A 23,940-nucleotide genomic window follows, 5' to 3' on the forward strand; every position below is an offset into this window, starting at 1 on the left:
AACATCCCGCAGTAATCTGAACGGATCAGATCGCTTGCGGGATATTCGGGCGTTGTCCCTGAATGAGGCCGGGCCAACTTTTATTTATATGTTATCCACGGAGCAGAGATTCCGCACCATCCACATAGATTCGTGTACCTGTAACATGGGAGGCTTCATCGGAAGCGAGGAACAGAACGAGGTTTGCCACTTGCTTCGACGTTCCAGGTTCGCCCTTGAGCGGATGTTCGTGACCCTCAGGGAATTCAACAGGAATCTGTACTTCTTTCAGATCATCCGACGGGTAGGTGTTATCATCAATGTTGGTATCGATAGCTCCTGGGCAGACGGCGTTTACGCGAATCTTATAACGAGCCAGCTCCAGTGCAGCCATCTTTGTAAACGCAGTTTGTCCCGCTTTGCTGGAAGCGTATGCAGAGAATCCGATTCCTGAGAAGACCCGGTTACCGTTGATAGAACTGGTGATTATGATGCTGCCACCATGTTCTTTTAGATGGGGGATGGCATATTTGACGGTTGCAAAGGTTCCGCGCATGTTGATCTCCATCGTCTGGTCCCAGTCCTCCATTTCCATCGTTTCAATCGGGGCCATCGTTCCGTTAATGCCTGCATTTGCAAATATGATATCCAGCTTACCCGCTTCAGCCGCAGCCTGATTGATCGCCTTCTGCACATTATCCGGTTTGGAGATATCACATTCGATCACATACGCTTCTCCGCCAGCCTTTTCAATAATCTGCTTCGTTTCCTCGGCAGTTTCGGGTGTACGATCCAGCATGTACACTTTGGCTCCATGTTCGGCAAAACGAATAGCCGTAGCCTGACCAATACCCGATCCACCTCCAGTTACTATTGCGACTTTGCCTTCCAAACGTTGTTCAGTCATCTCTGATCCCTCCGTATGGTTAGATTATCGTTGTACGCTCTACTTCTACATACCCGGCTCAAGACTGATGAATCATATGTATCTATATCAAAAAGAACAGGACCGCAATACGGCCCTGTTCTGTGAGCAGATCAGCTTCATAATCTGTCTGCTGTAATATTATTTTGGCTTGTGTGATAGAAGACACCCTTAGGTCATGCTTTGGTTTACTTATGTTTCTTCCAGTCCATAGCGCTGTTGTTCAGCAGATATTCGAAGTCGTTATCCCGGCGCTTCTGCTCTGCTTGGCGAGCTTCTTCTGCTTGCTGACGTTCCTGCTCCTTAATTGCCGCTTCGGCAGCCTTCGCCTCATCTGCCTGAGCTTTCAGTTTCTCCAGCACATCACTGCTTAGCAGATCTTTCAGTGTTGTAGGTTTATCCTGTGCTGCTACTTTGGGAGCAGGGGGGCGTTTTTTGGATTTTGCCATAGGAAAATCTCCTTTCCAAACATGAATCAGGTTCCATTTATCGTACAGTAGTCATAGTATATCAGGTTCCCGTAAAGCATTCCATGAATCTGCGGAACAAAAGCAGGAAAACGAGGGTTGCGTGACGAATGAAAACGGGTATAAAATCATATACTATTACCGATACTGCGACTATTCCCTGGAGAAAGGAGTCGTTGTTCGTGGAAGTAAACCGTGGTTTACTGAAAGGGCTTGCATGGGGTGTTGCCTTTAGCTGCCCGTTATGGATTGCGATTATCGGCTGGTTACGTTTGATGGGATGGATGTATTGAGGATGATGCCGGAAGAGGTCATTTTTTATAAAGTCATATATGTAACCGTTATCATTAAAATCAATAAATAAAGCTCTGCCTTGCGTTTTCGCGCAGGACAGAGCTTTTGTTTGTTTAGACTTCATTAAGGCATTTTTACCGGTTCTGGATATTCCAGACCGTGGGTGTCTACCGTGACTTTTTTCATAACTTGATCCTTAACGGGTTTGTCACCTTCACCTATTTCCTGAGCAGCAATGTTATCAACGACTTCCAAACCTTCGGTTACTTTACCAAAGGAAGCATAGGAATTATCCAAGTGATCGGCATCCGCGAGCATGATGAAGAACTGGGATCCGGCTGAATCCAGATTATCCCCACGCGCCATGGAGATAACTCCACGAGTATGCTTCAGGTGATTTTTGTGACCATTAGATGTAAATTCACCCTTAATCGCATATCCCGGGCCACCTCGACCATTGCCCTCTGGATCTCCACCCTGAATCATGAAACCTGGAATAACACGGTGAAAGATTGTGCCATCATAGAATCCCTGATTCGCTAGTGAAATAAAATTGTTCACCGTATTGGGTGCAATTTCCGGATACAGCTCAATGACGATCTTCTGTCCATCTGCCATTTCAATGGTAGCTACCGGATTGGGACCCGTTGGTTCAACTGGAGCTGGTGTTTCTGTAGCGCCACTCGAAGGGCGTCCACAACCACTAATGACGATAAGCAGCATCGCGAGAACCAGCGAAACTACTGTGTTTTTTTTCCACTGTAAAGACATGAAAACGTTCCTCCTTGCATCTCTGCATTATATATTTTCTCCAAATCATATTTGGATATTTACCCAACTATCATACCGTTTTTGTGGACAGGATGGCAATGTAATACATGTGTTTGTGGTGAACAAGGGATGGCCTTCGTGGAATGATGGGTGTAAAATAAGGAAAATGCTTCCGCATCGGGACGTACGGGTCTGTTCCGTCCGCTCCAATACACGGCAGTCCCGGCGTCAGTAACGGAAAGGGCGTGCGGGTATATGAACTTCTCGTGGAAGCGCAATCTGGTCATATTGTGGATTGGTGTATTTTTTTGTAGCACCGCGTATTCGATCTCGATTCCATTTCTGCCCCTGTTTCTAAGTGCTGACTTGGGGGTTCGTGATCACCTGGAGTTATGGTCAGGACTGGCATTTGGCATTACGTTTCTCGCGAGTGCACTCGTGTCTCCGTTCTGGGGATCCCTGGCTGATAAATACGGACGCAAGCCCATGCTGATCCGGTCGGGATACAGCCTTGCCGTCTTGTATTTAATCAATTATTTCGTGCAGGACCCGTATTCGCTGATTGTTGTTCGATTGTTTCAGGGTCTGCTTGCAGGGTTTGTTCCGGCAGCGATTGCTCTGGTAGGTACGAATACACCTGAAGAGAAGACTGGTTATGCCCTTGGTATTATGTCCACTGCAGGAGCCACTGGTGGTATTATTGGACCGTTAATTGGTGGCGTGGTAAGTCATTATTATGGCAACCGGAATGCATTTTTGTTTTCAGCTATTGTTGTGTTAGTATCAGCAATCATCGCAACCTTCTGGGTAAAAGAAGAGAACTTCAACCGGAACAAAGCTCGTTCCCACGTCATGGATGACATTCGTGAAGCGAGAGCGAATCGTTTGTTTATGACGGTGCTTGGCATGATGGGTATATGTACGTTCTCCGTCATGATTCTGGAGCCACTATTGACGGTATATGTGATGGAGATGGGCGTTCAGCCGGATCGTGCCTCACTCAGCTCGGGTATTATTTTCTCAGCGGTGGGGGTAGCAACCGTTATTATGGCGCCGCGGTGGGGCAAGATTGGTTCAAGGATTGGATACGGTAAAGTGTTGATTATTGGACTGGTTGGTGGGGCTGTAGGGAATCTTCTGCAGTTCTTTACAACAGGTTATATCGCATTCGGCATTTTACGATTTGTGTATGGTTTATTCTTTGCGGCTGTATTTCCGGCAATTAACGCCATGATTGTGCAGGCTACCGCATCGAGTTTCCGGGGCAGGGCCTTTAGCCTGAATCAATCCGCTGCCCAGATCGGGACGATGGCAGGGCCGATCATTGGTGGTGTACTTGGGGGCTGGCTGCCGATACGCTGGATATTTATTATTAATGGAGTGGCATTGATCATCACTGCGATTGTAGCGAAGTGGTCAGGATTGGATCACAAACTGCCCGTGGCAAGTAAGGTTCCCGCTAAGCGATGATGCTGAATCACTAAGAGTAAGTGAACTTACAGGTAACAAAAAAGATGACGCTGTGAAATTACAGACGTCATCTTTTTTAAGTCTACTACGGATCTATATAAGTTAGTCATCCGTAGAGGGATAACGAGAAGCCTTCTCTTTGGGAATGGCATGCTCGACCGCATCACGTTGATCCTCATCCTCAAGTGCTTCGGGGAAGGAGTCTTCAGTGAATAGTCCGAAGTCCGGGTCAATATCTCGTTCGGTCACGAGATTATCCGGTTCATGCACATGCTTTTGGCGTTCTTCCTTCATCGTGTATGCACCTCCTCATTCAGGATGTCATAACAGCCGTTAATGGCGTGGTGGAATGTCGTTCTCTGGTTTAGCATCTGCACCAGCACCATTAAGCAGATCGGTACCATGCAACGCATCCGGATCGGGTGCAGCAGGATCAACCGGACTGTTCGGTTGCAGAAGATCTGCATCAGGTACAGATTCCAGCGGTGTCTCAGCCAAACGTGAATCCAATTCCGGCTCGTCCACAGCGGCTGCGGCTACGGGTGCCAGATCCGAATCTTCCGTTACAATCCGTCTGCCGGAAACTTCATCAAAGGTATCCATATCGCCTTCCGGGACTTCCGTCTCTGGGGGAATATCGCGGGACCTCTGATAACGGTCATAATAGCGGTCGCTCTCTTCGTTACTAATTGGTTTGTCAGACATGAGTAACACTTCCTTTCATTGTCGGTTGTCCAAAACTTCTTACCCCGTAGTTACCCAAAGCGCTAGTGTTGTAATCTTGCACAGGTTATTATCTCCGGGTGTTCACTACGATATGAATGCCTTAGAATTTGGGGAATACATATTTAACCAAGAAGTATAAGAATCCAAAAAAGATAATGATATATGCGGCATATTTAATAAATGTGGAAGCGACCATACTTGAATCCGATTTATGCTGAACATCCTTATGTTCCACCTCAACCGTACGATGTGGCTCATTCATTGTCATCATCTCCTTAGCGTGTTTGTTTGCTTTGAGAAACCATTACACCCGGAGCAAAGGATTGAATCGCAGCCACCGTTTTTACAGCTTTTCCTGTTTTGCCTATGTTATGATTAAGCTTGAATATGTAAGGGAGGAATTTCATGTGGACTGGTTCACACTGGGCAATATGATCACACGCATCCGTATCGGACAAAAGGCGTCCACACCCGGGTTCTCCCGTACCGTCATCCGTCGTCCGGATGGTTTGTTTTGGGTAGGCGGTATATGGTCCGGGCAAGTTGTACAGTTACGGGATTTCCTTTTTTCCGACATATGGACCATCTATGATGATGAGGAGACAGAGCAGTGGCTTGAATTTCGCAGTCAAGTTGAACAGAAAGAACGGGAAATGATAGTGAACCAGTTCGAAGACTTGCGTGATTAACCGGAAAACTTTAACAATAAAATGGAAATAAGACTATAAATCGACTTAAATGTGAAATTTCATTTTATCTCAAGAAGGTGACGTGACAAACGGTGGCGAATGATAAATGAGAGAATCTAAGATAGGGAAAATTAGAACTTTGAGGTGCTGTGAATGAAAAATGTGCCCAAAGCTATCGTCATCTTATGGATGAGTGTATTGATTATTCTAGGCATGCCACATGGGATAGTCTTTGCAACTACAGGAGCGGTTCAGCAACCTGTATCCATTACAGGGTGGGAAGTAAAATGGGGGAACGTTGACGATCAAGGGTTCATCAGTGAGGTTAAGGGAGCAGACGAGATATGGGAAAAGCAAGGCAGCGATAAGTTAGAGTATAGCAATACGGATCGATCGAATTCTTTATGGACTCGCCTGACCATCCCTGAGTTGAGTGAGGAAAGTTCAGCCATTCGATTTGAGAACATTAAAGGCAATCATATTGTTGTTTATCTGGAAGACCGCAAGGTCTACGAAAACTATCATTACAATTATGATAATAATGCTGTGTTGCTGCCCTTATCCAGCGAAAATTCAGGTGACACGCTTTATGTATGGTCACAAAATGAAAAAGGCCGTCTGGGGATACAAGGTACTGTTCAGGTTGGACCTTATGCCGCGTTACAGGAGAAATATATTCATAACGGACTTATTGATGTGATTTTGGGCGCGACCTTTGTTTTCACAGCGATTACGATGCTGAGTTGTACGTTCTTCCTTGGCAAATTCCATAAGGGATTATGGATCTCGCTATGCATCGTGATGGGTTCCATCGGCACGATGATCATCACGTACTCGCAATTTTTGTATACGTTCTATCAGGTATATGGTGACTTGTATTCCGTAGTCTTTGATCTGGCGATGCTGCTGGGTATGCCAGCGCTATGTTATTTTTTTGAACAGATTATCGGGCCAGGACTGCATGGAATCTTCACCAAACTGCGAAAAATACTATTCATATATTCAGTTATCGCTGTGTTCTCTCTATTTATCTATGTTACTTCAGGTGGGCAATGGGAGATCCTATACAATCTGCTCGTGCAGCGTGTGGTTGGCATTGTGCTGGTCATTCTACTGACGATCCTGCTGGTGGGTACCATCGCCAAAGCGCTGCAACGAAATCGGGAAGCTATGCTGCTTGCGACGGGATTTGGTACATTTGCCTTGATCAGTGTGGCTGAACTGTTGTGGTATTATCAGCGGAGTGGGACGTATCATCTGTTATGGTGGAAATGGTCCATGGTTGCATTTGTGATCTCGTTGATTGCCATTCTCGGAAGTCGTTTTGCCGAAAAACATACTAAAGTTCTAGAGTATTCCAAGGAACTGGAGTTGTTCAACAATGAGTTGCAGCGTTCCGAGAAGATGGAGATTATAAGCGAATTGGCTGCTTCCGTTGCCCATGAAGTACGAAATCCACTTCAGGTGACAAGAGGGTTTCTGCAACTTATGACAGAGCAGGAAGACAACAAAAATAAGGGGTATGTGCGTATTGCACTGGAAGAACTTGATCGGGCTTCGGGCATCATAACGGATTTTCTTACCTTTGCCAAACCTGAGTTTGACCATATTATCTCGCTCAATATTTCGGATGAATTCAATCATATTGAAGGCATTCTTGTACCGATGGCTAATCTGGAGGGTGGTAAAATCACCACCGACATTCCGCCAGATCTATATATTCGAGGCAATTCCTCGAAGTTCAAGCAGGCTTTTATCAATATTATCAAGAACAGTATTGAAGCTTTTCAGGGACAAGGCCAGATTGATATCTGGGCGTACAAGCAGGATGGAATGATTAAGGTGCATGTCAGGGATAACGGAGAAGGGATGGACGAGGAAGCACTCTCCCGGTTGGGCGAGCCTTATTTCTCCAATAAAATCAAAGGCACAGGCTTGGGCATGATGGTGACATTCCGAATTGTTGAAGCGATGCAAGGACAGATCAGCTTTACAAGCACCAAAGGGGTAGGAACAGAAGCGGTTGTATCTTTTGCCGAGTTCGTCGAATGACGAACTCACAGAAGGATACTGCGGCTTTTTTGTTCCTACCCCTGATTTCTTACCTACAAGATTAGCTCAACCCGAATTAACTTCTCCAAGGTCCGCAATTCACATCATAATTTACTTTGGAAGGATTGGGAGGTATGACAAGCACATAGTCATTTTGCTGCTCCTCAACAGTACGTACCTGAATGTGCTCCGGAATTACGATGCCGAACGCTTCACGAAGCGCCTGCTTCGGATTGGAATGCAATTGTTGTCTGAAGTGCTCGTCAGTCCAGGCCTTTTCAATAATATCCTCATGCAACGTTTTCTCTGATACCATCATCGTCAACATTCCCTTCATATTTAGAATTAAACTGAACCAGCTTAGTCCTTATGCTCAGAATCCCAACTGTTGCTCGCTAATCCAGTGATGAAACCCGCCTTGGAGGAGCCGTTTCTTCCGTTGTGTAATGTCCTGAATAGCTTGTACTAAAGTGCTACATAAATAAGAATTAAACGCCTCAAGATGCGATATTCCTAAGTTAGACGATGTTAGTGTACGATCATAGTGATAAGCAATGTCTACGTAAGAGTTCATGAGTTGTGTATTGTATACATTGTCATGTATACGGTCGCTTAGAGGATGAACTGGATAGTTGTGATTCAGTGCTGCGGATATGTGGGAGAGGTAGCTGTTGTAGTTTCCATGCACAGCATCTTGTTGCGTGTCTGTGAAGTCATCGGTCATCTGGAGGGTCATGAGTGTGATGTTGATGGCAGAACACACAGGGATGATCCGGTCGGACTGATTCAGCAGAAGCAGTGCACCAGTAGCTCCAATGAGCAGAGGGGCAGCCTTTTGCGCAATCAACAAAGGATTCTGTTGGAAAAAATCAATGGAATGCTCACCCGTAACACTCACGGCCCAATCCACTACATATTGTCTGAAATAGACCCAGAACGTGGAGGAAGGATCGAATAATTCCGAGTAAGATTGAAGTGCATCCATGTAGTATAGATTACCAAGAGATAACTTCAATGTGGCATTCTCCGGTTGTTCATCCATCACGTCGTCCTGATTCAGAAAATATAACATGTGAATGAGACAGGCTGTACTTAATTGGTGTGCTTTCTCTGCGGGTAGTTTATCTGAGTGTTGCATCCAAAGTGGAATGATGTACCCGATGTAACTGTGTCCCGAATCTCGTAACAGCGGATTAACCGAACGAAGCTGCTCTAATGCATGTCCTGACAAGGGTTCGGGATATTCCCGTACGAGTTGTTCCGCTGAAGCAAACACGACCTCCAGATCGGATCTAAACGGATCTAACCAATCTTTCCGCATTATTACATATCGTCCTTCCTGCGATAAGGTGGTCCAGGACTGTTCAACTGATATAGATCATGAAGTTACATTCATTATAGCGGAAATAAAATGAAAAAAATAGGATTTTTTGTGATCAATTGTGAGAAAAATGATGACTTTTGTATTTTATGGCATAAAAAAGTGGATTTTAGGCTCAAACTAGGAAGGCACAGGATTTCGACATCGGAAAGGCGGCAGAAAAATGATAATGAAATGGAAAACATGGATGGCAGCCGGATTGGCAGCCGTAGTCATAACAGCAGCAACAGGACTTGTGGCATTTGCTGATCCAGCACTTCGAGTTGAGGAACATGACGATGCGTCTAGCGCTACTTCCTCAGGCAAACAAGCGAAGCCATGCATGCAGGCAGGACACGGTTTGTTTATGATTGGTGAAACGGCAGACCTGCTTGGGATTGGCCTTCGGGATCTGAAATCACAGATGGAACTGGGTAAGACGTTGTCCCAGATTGCCAAAGAGCGCAAGGGACTTAGTGAGGAGCAGTTATTGCAGAAGTTGAAGCCTACATTGGCGCAACGTCTGGATCAAGCCGTAGACGAAGGTTGTCTCACCAAGGAACAAGCTGCAGCTACGAAGGCGGACATGGATACCAAGTTGAAAAAGGTCATCAATACCCCACTTCGTGATTTACGGCGTGAATTTGCCCACCATGGCAAACGTTCCATGGTGGATAAGGGCGAAATTGCCCGGTTTATTGGAGTCACGCCTGCTCAATTGCACGAGCAACTTCAGGGAGGGAAATCTCTGGCTGAGATTGCTCAGGCAAAAGGCATTAGCGAAACGCAGCTGGTGGACAAGCTGAAGGAACAATTAACGGGTGATCTGAAGAGATTTGTGAATCAGAAGGGCAACGTGCATCCAGCCCCGGGTCCCCAGGAACCTGTTCCTGGACGATCAACTTCGAGTGAAGTGAAATAAAGAAGAGCGTCTCCATAAGGGGACGCTCTTCTTTTATTTTAAAACGGCTTACTCGTTCCCGGACTGCGAGTTGCGCCGGGTGACGGAGTTCGCTCAGGTGAGTTTCTTTTGTCCACAGCAGCTGTTGGATTGGGGGTTGAACGTGGTTTGCGCATTAACCCTACCGTGAAACGTGAGCCAGGAAGCTTGGATAATACCCAACTGATTGCAAGAGCAATACCAACCGTTACAAGGAACGATAGCAACGTTACAGGCAGATGCCATCCACTGAGTTGAAGCGGTCTGGTTACATAAGCGATCGCGTAGATCACCAGTGCATGAACCAGATATCCACCAAATGAATAGCGGCCAATCCAGGCTAGCAATCGCTGAAACCGTGTATCTTTGCCCTGCATCAGTACAAGGAAACCATACATCATAAGCATTTGAGCCATAATGATCAGGAATGTGGTTGGTTTCAGATAGGTGGAGATATTCAGATTAACAACATCCCCGGAACCGCGCAGCACATCGTAACCAAGCCATATATACATCCCTATAAACAGACAGATCGTCCATGGCAGTACCTTCGTAGTCCAACTCCTCCAGCTATCCACTGACCAGGCACATACGGCACCCAGTAAAAAGTAGAACCAGTACATCACCCATGAATAGGAGCGATATTGCAGCAACGTTGACCAAGGCTCAGACATGGATTCTGTCCAGCCCCCCATATTATAGTAGGACCATTTCATAAGCAGGCCGTAGAATGAAGCTGCCAAGACAATGAGTGCCACAATGATTTGCATGGGCGTGAAACGTGAGGCGTTCTGGATACGACTCTGGATGGCTTTTGCTCCTGTCCAGAACAGGGGGAACAGAATATAGAACTGAAACACCATAATGACAAACCAGAGATGATATCCCGTCTGCGGGACAAACAGTTCACGAATCAGACTGCGAAAATCCGGTATGCCTGCAAGCCAGAACGCGGGGGTGAAGATACGGACAGACAGCCAGTAGATCAGTGTCCATACAACAAACGGCATATAGATATCGCCAAATCGCTTTCGAATGAAGCGAGGATATTCCGGTTTGGTGTTACGATGATGGTAAAACAACATTACACCCGATAGAAATACAAACGTTGGCGTACCAAATCGGGTCAGATGATAAATCATGGTCAGCATAATGGAATCCGGTTGTTCAATATCAGCGCGATAGATATACTCAGCGATACTATGCTGCATAACGATTGCCAGAAAGGCAATGCCCCGCAGTTCGGTCCATTCTGCTATTCGCGGTTTTTTCACACGTAATCCTCCCTCCAGGAACCGGAGTTCATCATATAAGGGTACCCGTTAAACATTAAGGCTGCATTAAATGGAGAAAATAGGTACCAAAAAAAGACGGCTTCAGCCGTCTTCTCTGTTGATATATCTCATGCTTGTTTTAGTTCTGTTCCCCTGATGATGGAGTCTCTGAGGACTCGGCATCTTCTTCAAAAAGTTGCTGAATGTAGGACTGGAGTTTGGTCACATCAACACCCAGCACCTGAGCTGAGCCGACCAGTTCATTGGTGAGTAGTTTGTTCGGTGGAATCTGCTGCTGATCGATATCGTTCGCATGGATATCGAAGCCAAGTGATGCGAGTTTTAACATCTGGGTTGGACTAAGGTCTGTCTCAATATAGGGAGCGATGGCTTCCAGGATATCCGGGATTTTGAAAAGCGAAGTGGTGCTCTGCATTTTCTTGGCCAGCTCGGTCATGAAGATCCGCTGCCGTTCGGTGCGGGTAAAATCCGAGGTGGCATCATGCCGGAACCGAACATATTGCAGGGCGGTTTTGCCGTCCATATGCTGCAACCCTTTTTTCAAGTCAATGTCGTACATATGTTTATCAGCTTTACTGGTGTAATACATGTCTTTCTCCACGTCAATCTCAATACCGCCTACCGCATCAACGAGTGCCATGAAACCTGTAAAGTCTGTGTAGACATAATGCTGAATGGGAATACCGAGCAGATCACTGACAGTTTGTTTGGTCAGCTCCGCACCCCCGTAGGAAAAGGCTGCATTAAGTCTGCTTTTGCCATGCCCTGGAATGGCTACATAGGTATCACGCAGTACGGAGAATAGATGGGCTTTCTTGGTGACCGGATCAATGGAAGCGACCATGACGGAATCTGAGCGTCCTGCATCGTCGCCTCTTGAGTCTCCACCAAGGAGCAGAATGTTCACCCGTTCCTGGCCCTCCCATCTGGGAATCGTTGTAGATGGTGTGTCTGAATCGCTGTCTGTGCCGGAAGAGGACGAGTTGGATGAAGTCCCGGAAGCCGTGGAGATGCTATTGGCAAAATGAACAATCGAATATCCGTAATATACAACGACACCTGTAATCGCAAGTGCCAGGGTCAGGGCTGTACCCCATAACCATTTTTTAAGCATAATCTTCACCTTTCTATGATTGAACTGATATGTAACCCAGATTAGTTTAACAAAAAGAAAGCAAAATGTCCCCTTTGATTTCGTAACTTCGGTCAATGTGAGGATTGTTTGACAAATAGTTAGTGTATATTTATTATGTAAAAAATAATCTTGTTTTGTGTAATGGGGGTATTGAAAGCCAGTTATGAATCAATCACTATTTAATTGGATTAATCAGTTTGCAGACCAAATACCGTTTCTGGACTGGTTTATGATCACATCATCCGAGTATGCGGTTTGGGTCATGATTGCACTGCTCGTTATCGTATGGTTTCTTGGCGATCCATCGAAACAACGCATTGTTTTTTATGCCTGTGTGGCTTCCATTGTAGCGCTAGTTCTGGCCAAATGGGGGATATCACCAGCGGTCGGTCATCCAAGACCTTTTGTAGAAGGGACTGTGCATCAGCTGGTTGCCCATGTACCTGATCCTTCTTTTCCAAGTAAACATGCTTCCTTTGTATTTGCTCTAGCGGCTGCTTCATTCTTTATTGGACGTCGCTTCGGGTTATGGATGTTGTTACTCGCTGTGTTGACAGGGGTGTCGCGTGTATATGTTGGTGTGCATTATCCAGGAGATATTCTGGGAGGATTCATTCTCGGAAGTCTGCTTAGTGTGGTTCTGATTACAACCCGAAATTATACCAAGTCGATTCCCGACTTCTTCATTAACATACACCGACGTGTTTTTCGTTAGCGATTGAAAGCGATGTGTGGGGAAGTTGCTGTAGTTTAGATTATTGAAAGAAGTCTCTTATCTCTGGTTCTGCCAAAGATGGGAGACTTTTTTTGCTTTATTTTCGAAGTTACATGAAATTTCTAGAAATTGAATTCTAACATCTACAATTCATGACTAGAGGTGACGATATATTATTCATATGCATTAGTTTATGCGCTAAGTTGAGGAGTGGGACACATGGAAGACACGCGGGGGAATAAGTTGGGGATATTCAAGTTAACGATTCGAGGCAAGTTACTGACTGGTTTTTTAATCGTGGTGGCTCTGCTGGTTGTTGTAAGCGTCTATGCGTTAGTCCAGATCCATCAAATGTCAAACAAAGCTAATGATGTGGATCAGACCTGGATGCCGAGTGTAAGCCTCTTGGGCTTGATGAATGGTGACGTATCAGACGTAGAACGATTGGCGCTGGCGATTATCGTTGAACAAAACGAAGAAGAAAACGTCAAGGTGAATGAAGCGTTAAAGTTGCTCCTCACGAAGATTGAAGATGAGCGTAAACAGTTGCTAACGTTCATTGAGAGCAATGATGAAGCGATGAAGCTCTACAATGATTTCAGTACGAATTATGATGCTTATGTGGAGAAAATGCCAGCATTCATAGAATTCGGTATTGCAAATAACTATGAAGAAGCAAGTAGACTGCACACTGAAGCCTATCCAATGTGGTACACAGCAAACGACTCTATCACCAAGTTAATCACTTTAGGTAATGAAGGATCGCAAGCCGCAACGGGTGAGTCTGTCGTGATGGCGGAGAATACATTTAATGTGATTTTGGCAGTGACGATTTTTGCCTTCCTGGTTGCGATATTCATTGCATTCTTCATTGCAAGCATCATCTCACGTCCAATCAAAAAGATGAATGAAGCGGCCATGGCTATTGCCAATGGTGATCTCACGGGTGAGACGATTGTGCTCAAGAACAAAGACGAATTGGGAATGCTGGCGGCTTCCTTCAATACCATGAGTGGTAATTTGCGCTCCATGATTGAATCAGTATCAATGACTTCGGAACAGGTAGCGGCTTCATCGGAGGAGCTTCTTGCAAGTGCAGAGCAAAATACTCAAGCCTCGGAACAGATTTCCCAAACGGTTGAGGAACTGGCTGTAGGCACGTCGGATCAGGTGGATATTGTGAAGCGCTCTTCACAGGCGATGAATGAGATGGCTCTTGGATCAGAGCAGATTGCCGAGCTTGCTCAGAGTGTATCCGTATCTGCTGTAGATGCGGCGAATCAATCTTCCGAAGGAAATATGATTATTCAGCAAGCGGTTGAACAGATGGGTTCTGTTCGAAATTCCATTGCTTCGCTTACAGAATTGGTTACAGGGCTGGGGGAACGTTCAGCAGAGATTGGTACCATCACCGAGGTAATCAACAACATTGCCCGGCAGACCAATCTGCTTGCACTGAATGCAGCCATTGAAGCCGCACGAGCAGGAGAGCATGGACGTGGTTTCGCCGTAGTTGCGGGAGAAGTGCGGAAGCTCGCTGAGGAATCTTCTACATCTGCGCAACGAATTACGGATCTGGTTCAATTGATTCAGAAAGATACGGATCATGCTGTTCAGGCAGTCAAAGTGAACAGCAGTGAGACAGAAGCAGGAATCGAGATGGTTACTGCGGCAGGACAAGCGTTTGAGCAGATCTCGGATGCGGTCAACAAAGTTGCGGGTGAAATCCAGGAAGTGTCTGCAGGTTCAGAGGAAATGTCGGCGAGTACAACTGAGGTTGTAGGATATGTAAGTCAAATTTCCAACATTGCTGGAGAGGCAGCGGGCGGGGTTCATAATGTATCTGCCGCAACTCAGCAGCAGTTGGCTTCGATGGAAGAGATTGCTTCATCCGCAGGTTCATTATCCAAAATGGCCGAAGAACTGCAGGAGCAGATTAACAAGTTCAAAGTGTAACCAATAAGATGTTCTGACACCTAAGGTGTACAGAAACATACTGATGAGATGGTCAGAGTACCACTCGATCTGTGGTTTCGATTACAGCAAGGGCGAGAAGCTGTTTCTCTAACGCGCATATGCGTTAGAGAAACAGCTTTTTTTGTCGCTTGACGCAGAGCAGGTCACAACAATGTTATTTCAGAAGTCACCAACGCTTATATAGCTGGTGAAACAAACGGCTATAATGGTAATTAATGGTGGAACTTACACTCAAATACACCATGGGGAGGAGAGATATAAACTTGCAGTCCAGAGTAATGCATACGGAATATTGATGAAGAGGAGATGAATAGTTGAACATGAAGGGGAGCTGGTGGAGACGAGTCGCTATGATCGCGTTATCGGCAGGACTACTGGCAGGAAGTTTATCGATGGGCACAGGAATTCGTAAGGCGGATGCGGCCGCCGGAAATCAGAACTATGCTGAAGCACTGCAAAAGGCCATTTATTTCTATGAGGCACAGCGTTCGGGTCCGTTGCCAGCCAGTAATCGGGTCGAATGGCGCGGTAATTCGGGCATGCAGGATGGAGCTGATGTAGGCGTTGATCTGACCGGAGGATGGTATGATGCCGGAGATCATGTGAAGTTTGGTTTTCCGATGGCTGCTTCCGCAACGATGCTCGCCTGGTCTGTCGTGGAATACAGTGACGGATATGATCAGGCCGGACAACTGGAGGAGATCAAGGATAATATCCGATGGGCGACCGACTATTTTATGAAAGCGCATACTAAACCAAATGAATTATGGGGACAAGTGGGGGCAGGCAATACCGACCATGCCTGGTGGGGACCCGCAGAAGTCATGCAGATGAACCGTCCTTCGTTCAAGATTGATGCTTCATGCCCGGGCAGTGATCTGGCGGCAGAAACAGCTGCAGCGCTGGCAGCGTCATCGATTGTATTTGCAGATGATGATCCGGCATATTCGGCCAGACTGCTTCAACATGCCAAAGAGCTGTACAACTTTGCAGATACGTATCGTGGGGAATACACCGATTGTATCACGGATGCCGCAGCGTTCTATAACTCGTGGACAGGATACGAAGACGAGCTGGCATGGGGTGGCGCATGGCTTTATTTAGCTACTAATGATAGCGCTTACTTGTCCAAAGCCATTGCAGCTACGGACCGTTGGTCTTCTAGCGGAGGCTCAGCCAATTGGCCGTATACCTGGACACAAGGTTGGGACAGTAAACATTATGGTGCCCAGATCCTGCTTGCCCGAATTACATCCAGTTTGAACATGCCGGAGGCGACGAGATTTATTCAGTCGACTGAGCGTAATCTGGATTATTGGACGGTTGGAGTCAATGGGACACGAGTCAAGTATACGCCAGGAGGTCTGGCGTGGCTGGATCAGTGGGGCTCGCTCCGATATGCAGCGAATGCATCCTTTATTTCTTTTGTATACTCCGACTGGGTCAGTGATCCTGTGAAAAAGTCAAGATATCAGGATTTTGCTGTCTCACAGATGAATTATATTCTGGGCGATAATCCGCGTCAGAGCAGTTATGTGGTCGGATATGGGCAAAATGCACCTCAACATCCGCATCATCGGACCGCTCACGGTTCATGGCTGAATAACGAAGATATCCCGGCTAACCATCGCCACATTCTGTATGGTGCCATGGTCGGTGGCCCGGATGCATCGGATGGATATACCGATGATATCGGGGATTACGTGAGTAATGAGGTCGCAACCGATTACAATGCTGGTTTTACCGGCGCACTGGCAAAGATGAATTTGCTATTTGGTCAGAATCATCAGCCCCTTGCGAACTTCCCTGCACCTGAGGTGAAGGGAGATGAGTTCTTTGTGGAGGCTGCGATCAAATCATCAGGTGCCAATTATACGGAAATCAGAGCACAGCTTAATAATCGTTCCGCTTGGCCTGCCCGAATGGGAGATCAACTGTCTTTTAAGTATTTCCTGGATTTGAGTGAAGTGTATGCTGCCGGACGTACGGTATCGGACGTGCAAGTGACAACCTCCTATACGGAGGGAGCGACGGTATCCCAACCCGTTGTGGTGAATGCAGCCCAGCATATCTATGCGATTACGGCGAACTTCGGTAATACGAAGATCTATCCAGGTGGGGAAGGGAATTATCGTAAAGAAGTACAGTTCCGCATTACAGGCCCACAGGGTGCATGGAATGCCAGCAATGATCATTCGTTCCAGACGCTGACCACAGGCACTCCTGTGAAGAGCACATACCTTCCAGTCTATGATGCAGGGGTGAAGGTGTATGGACAAGAACCTGGTGTTACACCAGTCACGGTTCCAGGCGCACCTGCTGGCGTGCAGGCTGTAGGGGGAAGCAGTCAGGTTAACCTGACTTGGGCCGCTGTATCCGGGGCCGAATCGTATACGGTGAAACGTTCCGAGGTGAGTGGAGGACCATATACAACTGTTGCGACAGGGGTTAATGGATTGACCTACACAAACACGGGACTGACCAACGGGACGACTTATTATTATGTAGTGACTGCTGTGAATTCAGCAGGGGAATCATCGGGTTCTGTGCAGGTGTCGGCTACCCCGCAAGCAGCTTCGACGGTGCCGGGAGCACTGACTTTAAGTGGGACAGCTGGTAATGCGCAGTCGGTCCTGACTTGGACAGCAGCCTCGGGCGCTACTAGCTATAAGGTACAACGTTCGGTGGCAGGTGGGACGTATGCAGATGTGGCAACCGGATTGTCCGTGTTGACTTACACCGATACAACAGCGCTGAATGGCACCACGTACAATTACCGGATTGCAGCCATGAATGCGAACGGACAGACACTGTCCAATGTCCTGGCACTGACGCCTTCTGCACCTCCGGTGACGACCGGTACACTCGAAGTGCAGTACCGCAGCGGTGGGTCCGGGAATTCAAGTAATGCGGTGACTCCGCAGTTCAACGTTAAGAATACCGGAACACAGGCGATTGATCTCAGTACCGTGAAGATCCGATATTATTTCACCAAGGATGGTGCGGATCAAATGACCTTCTGGTGTGATTATGCCGAGATGGGCACGGCCAATGTTGAAGGTACATTTGTCGCAGTGAATCCGGCGAAGGGTACCGCAGATACGTATCTGGAGATTAGCTTCAAGTCGGGAGCAGGCAGTTTGGCCGCTGGAGCAGAGACCGGCGTGATTCAGGCACGCTTTTCCAAAAATAACTGGAGCAATTTCGATCTAAGTAATGATTATTCCTATGATGCTTCCAAGACGGCTTTTGCCGCATGGAACAAGGTAACCGGGTATCAGGGAAACACCAAAGTATGGGGCTTGGAGCCGTAACTGGCTGAATCATCAGCCAAAGAGCAGCATGGGCAGACCAACAGCACTTATATTCAATTTCCATTATTCCAGGGAGGTATATATTCATGTTGAAATCAGCTGCGAAAAAAAGTTTAACAGCCATGCTGGCGGGAACCGTCATGTTGACCGGATACACCGGACTCTGGGCAGGGCCGCAAACAGCACATGCCGCAGATCAGGCCATTGAGATTCAGGCAGACAGCATTAATGAAGTTCGGTTTTTGCAATTATATGATCAGTTGAAAGATCCGGCGAACGGATATTTTTCGCCAGAGGGTCTACCGTATCATTCCATTGAGACACTGTTGAGTGAGGCCCCAGATTATGGTCATATGACGACGTCCGAGGCATACAGTTACTGGCTGTGGTTGGAAACCATGTATGGCCACTACACGGGAGATTGGTCCCAATTGGAAGCAGCTTGGGACAGTATGGAGAAATACATTATCCCGGTCAACGAAGGTGACGGCAAGGAAGAGCAGCCTACGATGAGCTCATATAACCCGAACAGTCCTGCTACGTATGCAGCGGAAAAACCTTTCCCTGATCAATATCCATCGCAACTTAATGGTCAGTATGCAGCGGGTAAAGACCCAATTGATGCTGAACTGAAGGCGACCTATGGTAACAATCAGACCTATCTCATGCACTGGCTGGTCGATGTGGATGACTGGTATGGGTATGGCAACCTGTTGAATCCATCACATACGGCTACCTATGTGAACACGTTCCAGCGTGGGGAGCAGGAGTCTGTGTGGGAAGCCATTCCGCATCCATCCCAGGATGATAAATCTTTTGGTAAGGCAAACGAAGGTTTCATGAGCTTGTTCACCAAGGAAACGCAGGTACCGTCAGCACAATGGCGTTACACTAACGCAACGGATGCCGATGCCCGTGCTGTACAGGTACTATATTGGGCGAAGGAGATGGGATACAACAATCCGGAATATCTGGATAAAGCGAAGAAGATGGGGGACTATCTGCGCTATGGCATGTATGATAAATACTTTCAGAAAATTGGAAGTGCAAAGAGCGGTACACCAACTCCGGGTACAGGCAAGGATTCCAACATGTATCTCATGGCTTGGTATACGTCTTGGGGCGGTGGCTTGGGTCAAGGTGGGGATTGGGCTTGGCGCATTGGAGCGAGCCATACCCATCAGGCTTATCAAAACCCGGTTGCAGCGTATGCTTTGTCTGATCCGGCAGGCGGCCTGATTCCGAAATCAGCAACAGCGAAGGCAGATTGGAATGCTACGCTGAAACGTCAGTTGGAATTCTACACTTGGCTACAATCCCATGAAGGAGCCATCGGCGGAGGAGCAACGAACAGCCTGGATGGTTCATACAAAGCCTATCCGGCAGGCGTAAGTACATTCTACGACATGGCTTATCAGGAGGCACCTGTATATCGTGATCCGGATTCCAACACCTGGTTTGGATTCCAGGCATGGCCGCTGGAGCGTGTAGCCGAGATGTACTATATTCTTGCGGAGAGCGGTGATTTGACCTCTGAGAACTTCCAGATGGCCAAGAAGGTAATCACGAAGTGGATCGACTGGAGTAAGGATTATGTATTTGTAGGTGAGCGTCCGGTGACGGATGCGCAAGGTTATTATCTGAATGCGGCTGGACAGCGCATTGTAGGTGGAACTAATGTTCAGGTAGCGACAACACCGGCTCCGGGAGAGTTCTGGATTCCGGGTGGTCAGGAATGGCAGGGTCAACCGGACAAGTGGAATGGATTCAGTTCGTTTACGGAAAATCCGAACTTCCGTGTAACGACCAAAGATCCAGTGCAGGACACAGGAGTTCTGGGAAGTTACGTTAAAGCTCTGACCTTCTTCGCAGCGGGAACACAGGCAGAGAACGGCACACTTAGCGCGGAAGGCCAAGAAGCCAAGGATTTGGCCGAGGCTCTGCTGGATACAGCTTGGGATTACAATGATGGTGTGGGGATTGTTACGGAAGAAGAGCGTAAAGACTACTTCCGCTTCTTTGCCAAAGAGATCTATATCCCGGCGAACTGGTCTGGAACCTTTGGTCAAGGCAATACGATTCCAGGTACAGCAGGTGTACCTTCCGATCCGGCGAAAGGTGGCAATGGCGTATACATTGGATACTCCGATCTGCGTCCGGCCATCAAGCAAGATCCGGCATGGGCTTACCTGGATAATCTGTACAAAACGTCATATAACCCAACCACGAAACAGTGGGAAAACGGTGCACCTACCTTTACTTATCACCGGTTCTGGTCACAGGTGGATATGGCTACAGCGTACGGCGAGTATGATCGTCTCCTCGGAGATTCGGATAGTCCGGAAGTGGAAGTACCCGCTGCTCCTGCTGGCGTAACAGCAACTGGAGGAAGTGAGCAAGTGGTCCTGAATTGGAACGCAGCCGCTGGTGCAGCCTCGTATACCGTGAAACGTGCAGAGGTTAATGGTGGTCCTTATACGTCTGTGGCGACAGGGGTCACAGGATCAACATTCACGGATACAGGCTTGACCAACGGCACAACGTATTATTATGTCATCACTGCGGTGAATGCCGTAGGTGAGTCTGCACCGTCGACACAGGCATCTGCAACACCACTCGCAGGTATCGTTGTGCCAGGCGTATTCAACCTTACTGGAACGGCTGGCGATGCCCAGGCGGTACTGACATGGACTGCATCAACTGGAGCATCAAGTTATAAGGTACAACGTTCGGTAGGTACCGGGGCATATGCTGATCTGGCGACAGGTTTGACCGCACTAACGTATACCGATGCTACAGCGGTGAATGGTACGGCTTATAATTATAGAGTCGTAGCCGTTAATACGAGTGGTCAGACGAATTCAAATGTATTGGTGTTGACACCATTAGCACCTCCAGTCACAACGGGAACGCTTGAAGTACAGTACCGTAATGGTAGTTCAGGAACTTCAGTCAATGCAATCACTCCACAATTTAATGTGAAGAATACAGGTACAACTGCTGTGGACTTGAGCAAAGTGAAGGTCCGGTATTATTTCACCAAGGATAGTGCCGCTGATCTGAGTTTCTGGTGTGATTATGCACAGATTGGCAGTGGTAATGTAGAAGGGCATTTTGTTTCGATAGATCCGGCCAAGGGCACGGCAGATACGTATCTGGAGATTGAATTCAAAGCAGGTGCCGGCAGTTTGGCCGCAGGTGCCGAAACCGGAATCATCCAGGGACGTTTCTCGAAAAACAACTGGACGAATTTTGATCAAACGAATGATTATTCCTTTGATTCCACCCAAACGGCCTTCAGTGCCTGGACAAAAGTGACAGCTTATCAGGATGGCGCAAAGGTATGGGGAATTGAACCTTAAATGAGTTGATCGACCAGCTGTAGAGTGATGTTACTCATCATACAGGTTAAGCCGGGGAGAAATCCTTGGCTTTTCTTTTTTTTATGGAAAAGTAAAAATGAAATACGAAATAATCAAACGGACACTGCTGATAAATCGATCCGTATCGAGGCTGGAGGCCAAAATGTGAATTTGGGGAACGGTAATCGGCAAATGAATCATAGTAATGTTTACCATATTTGATATTTTAAACATTAAAATCTAGGTCATATGGCATATACCCTGAATGAGAAACGACCTAACTCTTTTATCACGGTAAAATGAAGCATATCAAATAGTTACAATAATTTAACCTTTCAAAAAGAAGGGATCAGCAGTGAATTTTTCCAGCAGGTTATGGACACACCCTAATACTTAGTGCTCAAGTTCGCCTATATCAATACAGGACTTTCGACTGATGAACGTTATGGATAGCCCGTTTACAATGGGGCAAGCCCGGGAGAACCAAGCCAGGTTAAAATTCTGTAACATCAGGGGGAACTCGACATCATGAACTGGAAAAAAACGATTATTACGGCAAGTGTCACAGCATCGATGCTGATGGGAAGTCTGACAACAGGAGCACTAACTGCACAGGTATCGGCAGCTGCTGTTAACAATTCACAAGTAAAAGTAATTTGGGGCGTAAACCTACGCACAACACCTTCTTCTTCTGCAAAGATTGTTCGCATGGTCGCTAAAGGGGAAACGGTAACGGTGCTTCAGCAATCCGGTTCGGATTGGTATAAGATTAAGGATTCTGCTAACCGGACAGGCTACATATCTTCTTCATCCAAATACACACAAGCGATTAGTGGCGGCACAAGCGGATCGGGTTCGAATAGTGGTACATCGGTGACCGGCAATGCATCTGTAGAAAAAGTGATTGCAGCGGGAATGAAATATTTGGGAACACCTTATGAGTTCGGAGCCAGTCGTAACAGCACAGCTACTTTTGACTGTTCCAGCTTTGTACGTCAAGCCTTCATTGATGCACTTGGCATCAAGCTTCCAGCGGATTCCCGCAAACAGGGAGACTATGTAAAAGCCAAGGGTACAGTTCAGACGAACTGGAAAAACCTGAAACGCGGCGATCTGATGTATTTCATGTCATATAAAGGCAGCTCTGCATCATCGTATTCGGGTGTGAATAAATCTACTGCAACGATTACTCATACAGGGATTTACCTGGGCGACGGCAAGGTATTACATACGTATTCCAACGCTGGCGGTGGTGTAACAACTAGTGATATCTCCGGCAAACACTGGGAGTATCGCTTCCTGTTTGGTGGCAGTGCGCTGTAGGTTAGAACAAGAATCTTCTTAAATAATCCACGCATGTTCATATGCATACAAAACACCTCCCATTCTGCCTTTGACAGGCGAGTAGGAGGTGTTTTGGTGTTATTTATTATTTTGAAGAACTCAATCGTGATAGTACAGTCGGAACAGGATATCCTGATTGTAGTTGCCGAATCCCTCGCCATATAAGGTAAGCCCGCCTACATGTTGAGCATCTTCCTCCACCGAAAGACGAAGAGTCCATTGGTTGCGTTCGACCGGGATATCTGCGAGTGTAATGTCGGATAGATGTTGTCCATCAATAAACGTACCCTCATGGGTAATTCGCAGTACCTTGAGCATGCCGTACTGATTGACACTGTCACTCCACCATTCCGGGGTGAACATGCCACGTCCGTTGCCTGAATCTCCAGGGCTTGTCCATTCCCCTAATCGGATGCCATTCAGCATGAATGTAATATCCGAGGGCCAATTTGGATTCACTGAAGGTGCTTCTGATCCGATCTCAAGGGACAATTCAATGGCATTGATCTGCTGTCCGGATAAGATATAGTTTGGAATTTTGTACTCCACAAACCCACGACCAAACCATAAAATATGGGCATGCATCCGCTCAGGGTCGAGGAAATAACGAGGGTCATCATACTGACCGATAACATGATTGGACGTAGCCAGACCACATGTCGGATAGACGTCAAAGTGAGTATAGTGTCCCACAGGGACGGAAACCTCGTGCAGCTTGCGGGCTGTTCCGCTTTCCTGCGGCATGGAGATGCCAATCCAGTCTACAGCAAGGCTGTTCATTTTATGTGTACCGCCGTCTTTACGTATCATTTTGGACTGAATAATGCCCACATCCTGAAGTTTGCGGACATGCATGGTCACGATGGCACTACTCAGACCCAGTGAAGCAGCAAGGTCCTTCACATTCATCGGAGTCTCTGCAACAAGGCGGATGATCTGTAGACGGACTTCACTGGCAAGTGCTTCATATAGGGGTAGCCATTCGGCATCGGTATTTGCTCTGATCACAGTTGTTCCTCCATTTTATCTGTATAGAATTAAGTTAAACATAAATTCAGTAAAAAGAATAACATTTTGCAAAATTCAGGTTGAAATTAAGGCTATAATCGATTTTAATATAAATAT

20 protein-coding genes are annotated in these 23,940 nt (G+C 46.9%); 9 read left to right on the forward strand and 11 right to left on the reverse strand.

Translation table 11 applies throughout. The features are described from left to right. Window positions 1-91 precede the first annotated feature (91 nt). From MHB85_RS05800 to MHB85_RS05810, 3 genes are all read right to left on the reverse strand, one after another. Window positions 92-886: an SDR family oxidoreductase gene (locus MHB85_RS05800; protein ID WP_105600805.1), complete on the reverse strand. Its 795-nt coding sequence runs from the start codon at window positions 884-886 to the stop codon at window positions 92-94. Window positions 887-1,092: 206 nt separating this feature from the next. Next, window positions 1,093-1,353, reverse strand: coding sequence for a YqkE family protein (locus MHB85_RS05805; RefSeq protein ID WP_192132941.1), 261 nt, complete (start codon window positions 1,351-1,353; stop codon window positions 1,093-1,095). A 435-nt stretch (window positions 1,354-1,788) separates the two neighbouring features. Beyond that, the gene (locus tag MHB85_RS05810) at window positions 1,789-2,436 is read right to left on the reverse strand and encodes a peptidylprolyl isomerase (RefSeq protein ID WP_192132944.1); all 648 of its coding nucleotides are present in this window, start codon (window positions 2,434-2,436) and stop codon (window positions 1,789-1,791) included. Window positions 2,437-2,691: 255 nt separating this feature from the next. On the opposite strand from MHB85_RS05810, the gene MHB85_RS05815 reads away from it, so the two are divergent. Continuing rightward, window positions 2,692-3,906, forward strand: coding sequence for an MFS transporter (locus tag MHB85_RS05815; RefSeq protein WP_091015596.1), 1,215 nt, complete (start codon window positions 2,692-2,694; stop codon window positions 3,904-3,906). A 102-nt stretch (window positions 3,907-4,008) separates the two neighbouring features. Here MHB85_RS05815 and MHB85_RS05820 read toward each other — a convergent pair whose 3' ends face one another. The 3 genes from MHB85_RS05820 to MHB85_RS05830 form a co-directional block, all read right to left on the reverse strand. Continuing rightward, complete coding sequence (locus tag MHB85_RS05820; protein WP_192132946.1) at window positions 4,009-4,200, reverse strand: hypothetical protein; 192 nt, start codon at window positions 4,198-4,200, stop codon at window positions 4,009-4,011. A 39-nt stretch (window positions 4,201-4,239) separates the two neighbouring features. Beyond that, on the reverse strand, window positions 4,240-4,611 hold the full coding sequence (locus MHB85_RS05825) for a hypothetical protein (protein ID WP_091015592.1): 372 nt from the start codon (window positions 4,609-4,611) through the stop codon (window positions 4,240-4,242). A gap of 121 nt (window positions 4,612-4,732) precedes the next feature. Further along, complete coding sequence (locus MHB85_RS05830; protein WP_017690239.1) at window positions 4,733-4,894, reverse strand: hypothetical protein; 162 nt, start codon at window positions 4,892-4,894, stop codon at window positions 4,733-4,735. A 145-nt stretch (window positions 4,895-5,039) separates the two neighbouring features. Between MHB85_RS05830 and MHB85_RS05835 the strand changes: the two genes are divergently transcribed. Both MHB85_RS05835 and MHB85_RS05840 read left to right on the forward strand, forming a co-directional pair. Beyond that, the gene (locus MHB85_RS05835; RefSeq protein ID WP_017690238.1) at window positions 5,040-5,321 is read left to right on the forward strand and encodes a hypothetical protein; all 282 of its coding nucleotides are present in this window, start codon (window positions 5,040-5,042) and stop codon (window positions 5,319-5,321) included. 189 nt (window positions 5,322-5,510) lie between these two features. Then, a complete protein-coding gene (locus tag MHB85_RS05840; RefSeq protein ID WP_244660963.1) occupies window positions 5,511-7,373 on the forward strand; it encodes a sensor histidine kinase in 1,863 nt (620 codons plus the stop codon). Window positions 7,374-7,449: 76 nt separating this feature from the next. On the opposite strand, the gene MHB85_RS05845 is transcribed toward MHB85_RS05840, so the two are convergent. Both MHB85_RS05845 and MHB85_RS05850 read right to left on the reverse strand, forming a co-directional pair. Continuing rightward, window positions 7,450-7,692 (reverse strand): NHLP leader peptide family RiPP precursor, encoded by a 243-nt coding sequence (locus MHB85_RS05845; protein ID WP_091015589.1) that lies wholly within the window; start codon window positions 7,690-7,692, stop codon window positions 7,450-7,452. Window positions 7,693-7,746: 54 nt separating this feature from the next. Beyond that, window positions 7,747-8,694, reverse strand: coding sequence for a hypothetical protein (locus MHB85_RS05850; protein WP_091015586.1), 948 nt, complete (start codon window positions 8,692-8,694; stop codon window positions 7,747-7,749). 223 nt (window positions 8,695-8,917) lie between these two features. Between MHB85_RS05850 and MHB85_RS05855 the strand changes: the two genes are divergently transcribed. Beyond that, window positions 8,918-9,655, forward strand: coding sequence for a hypothetical protein (locus MHB85_RS05855; protein WP_105600800.1), 738 nt, complete (start codon window positions 8,918-8,920; stop codon window positions 9,653-9,655). Window positions 9,656-9,693: 38 nt separating this feature from the next. On the opposite strand, the gene MHB85_RS05860 is transcribed toward MHB85_RS05855, so the two are convergent. Together MHB85_RS05860 and MHB85_RS05865 are read right to left on the reverse strand one after the other, a co-directional pair. Beyond that, a complete protein-coding gene (locus MHB85_RS05860; protein WP_091015584.1) occupies window positions 9,694-10,947 on the reverse strand; it encodes an acyltransferase in 1,254 nt (417 codons plus the stop codon). Between the two features lie 139 nt (window positions 10,948-11,086). Continuing rightward, window positions 11,087-12,082, reverse strand: coding sequence for an LCP family protein (locus MHB85_RS05865; protein WP_091015582.1), 996 nt, complete (start codon window positions 12,080-12,082; stop codon window positions 11,087-11,089). Window positions 12,083-12,266: 184 nt separating this feature from the next. Between MHB85_RS05865 and MHB85_RS05870 the strand changes: the two genes are divergently transcribed. The 5 genes from MHB85_RS05870 (at window position 12,267) to MHB85_RS05890 (ending at window position 22,794) form a co-directional block, all read left to right on the forward strand. After that, window positions 12,267-12,818 carry an undecaprenyl-diphosphatase gene (locus tag MHB85_RS05870; protein ID WP_051449605.1) on the forward strand — a complete coding sequence of 184 codons (552 nt, stop codon included), beginning with the start codon at window positions 12,267-12,269 and terminating at the stop codon, window positions 12,816-12,818. A 219-nt stretch (window positions 12,819-13,037) separates the two neighbouring features. Beyond that, window positions 13,038-14,774, forward strand: coding sequence for a methyl-accepting chemotaxis protein (locus MHB85_RS05875; protein WP_091015581.1), 1,737 nt, complete (start codon window positions 13,038-13,040; stop codon window positions 14,772-14,774). A 341-nt stretch (window positions 14,775-15,115) separates the two neighbouring features. Beyond that, complete coding sequence (locus tag MHB85_RS05880; RefSeq protein WP_244660981.1) at window positions 15,116-18,109, forward strand: glycoside hydrolase family 9 protein; 2,994 nt, start codon at window positions 15,116-15,118, stop codon at window positions 18,107-18,109. An 86-nt stretch (window positions 18,110-18,195) separates the two neighbouring features. Further along, window positions 18,196-21,471: a glycoside hydrolase family 48 protein gene (locus MHB85_RS05885; RefSeq protein ID WP_210109572.1), complete on the forward strand. Its 3,276-nt coding sequence runs from the start codon at window positions 18,196-18,198 to the stop codon at window positions 21,469-21,471. Between the two features lie 528 nt (window positions 21,472-21,999). Next, window positions 22,000-22,794 carry a C40 family peptidase gene (locus MHB85_RS05890; protein ID WP_105600791.1) on the forward strand — a complete coding sequence of 265 codons (795 nt, stop codon included), beginning with the start codon at window positions 22,000-22,002 and terminating at the stop codon, window positions 22,792-22,794. A 120-nt stretch (window positions 22,795-22,914) separates the two neighbouring features. Here the strand turns inward: MHB85_RS05890 and MHB85_RS05895 are convergent, their stop codons facing one another. After that, on the reverse strand, window positions 22,915-23,823 hold the full coding sequence (locus MHB85_RS05895) for an ArsR/SmtB family transcription factor (protein ID WP_105600789.1): 909 nt from the start codon (window positions 23,821-23,823) through the stop codon (window positions 22,915-22,917). Window positions 23,824-23,940: the final 117 nt, after the last annotated feature.

Source organism: Paenibacillus sp. FSL K6-4396, assembly GCF_038002525.1.
GTDB lineage: Bacteria > Bacillota > Bacilli > Paenibacillales > Paenibacillaceae > Paenibacillus > Paenibacillus amylolyticus_B.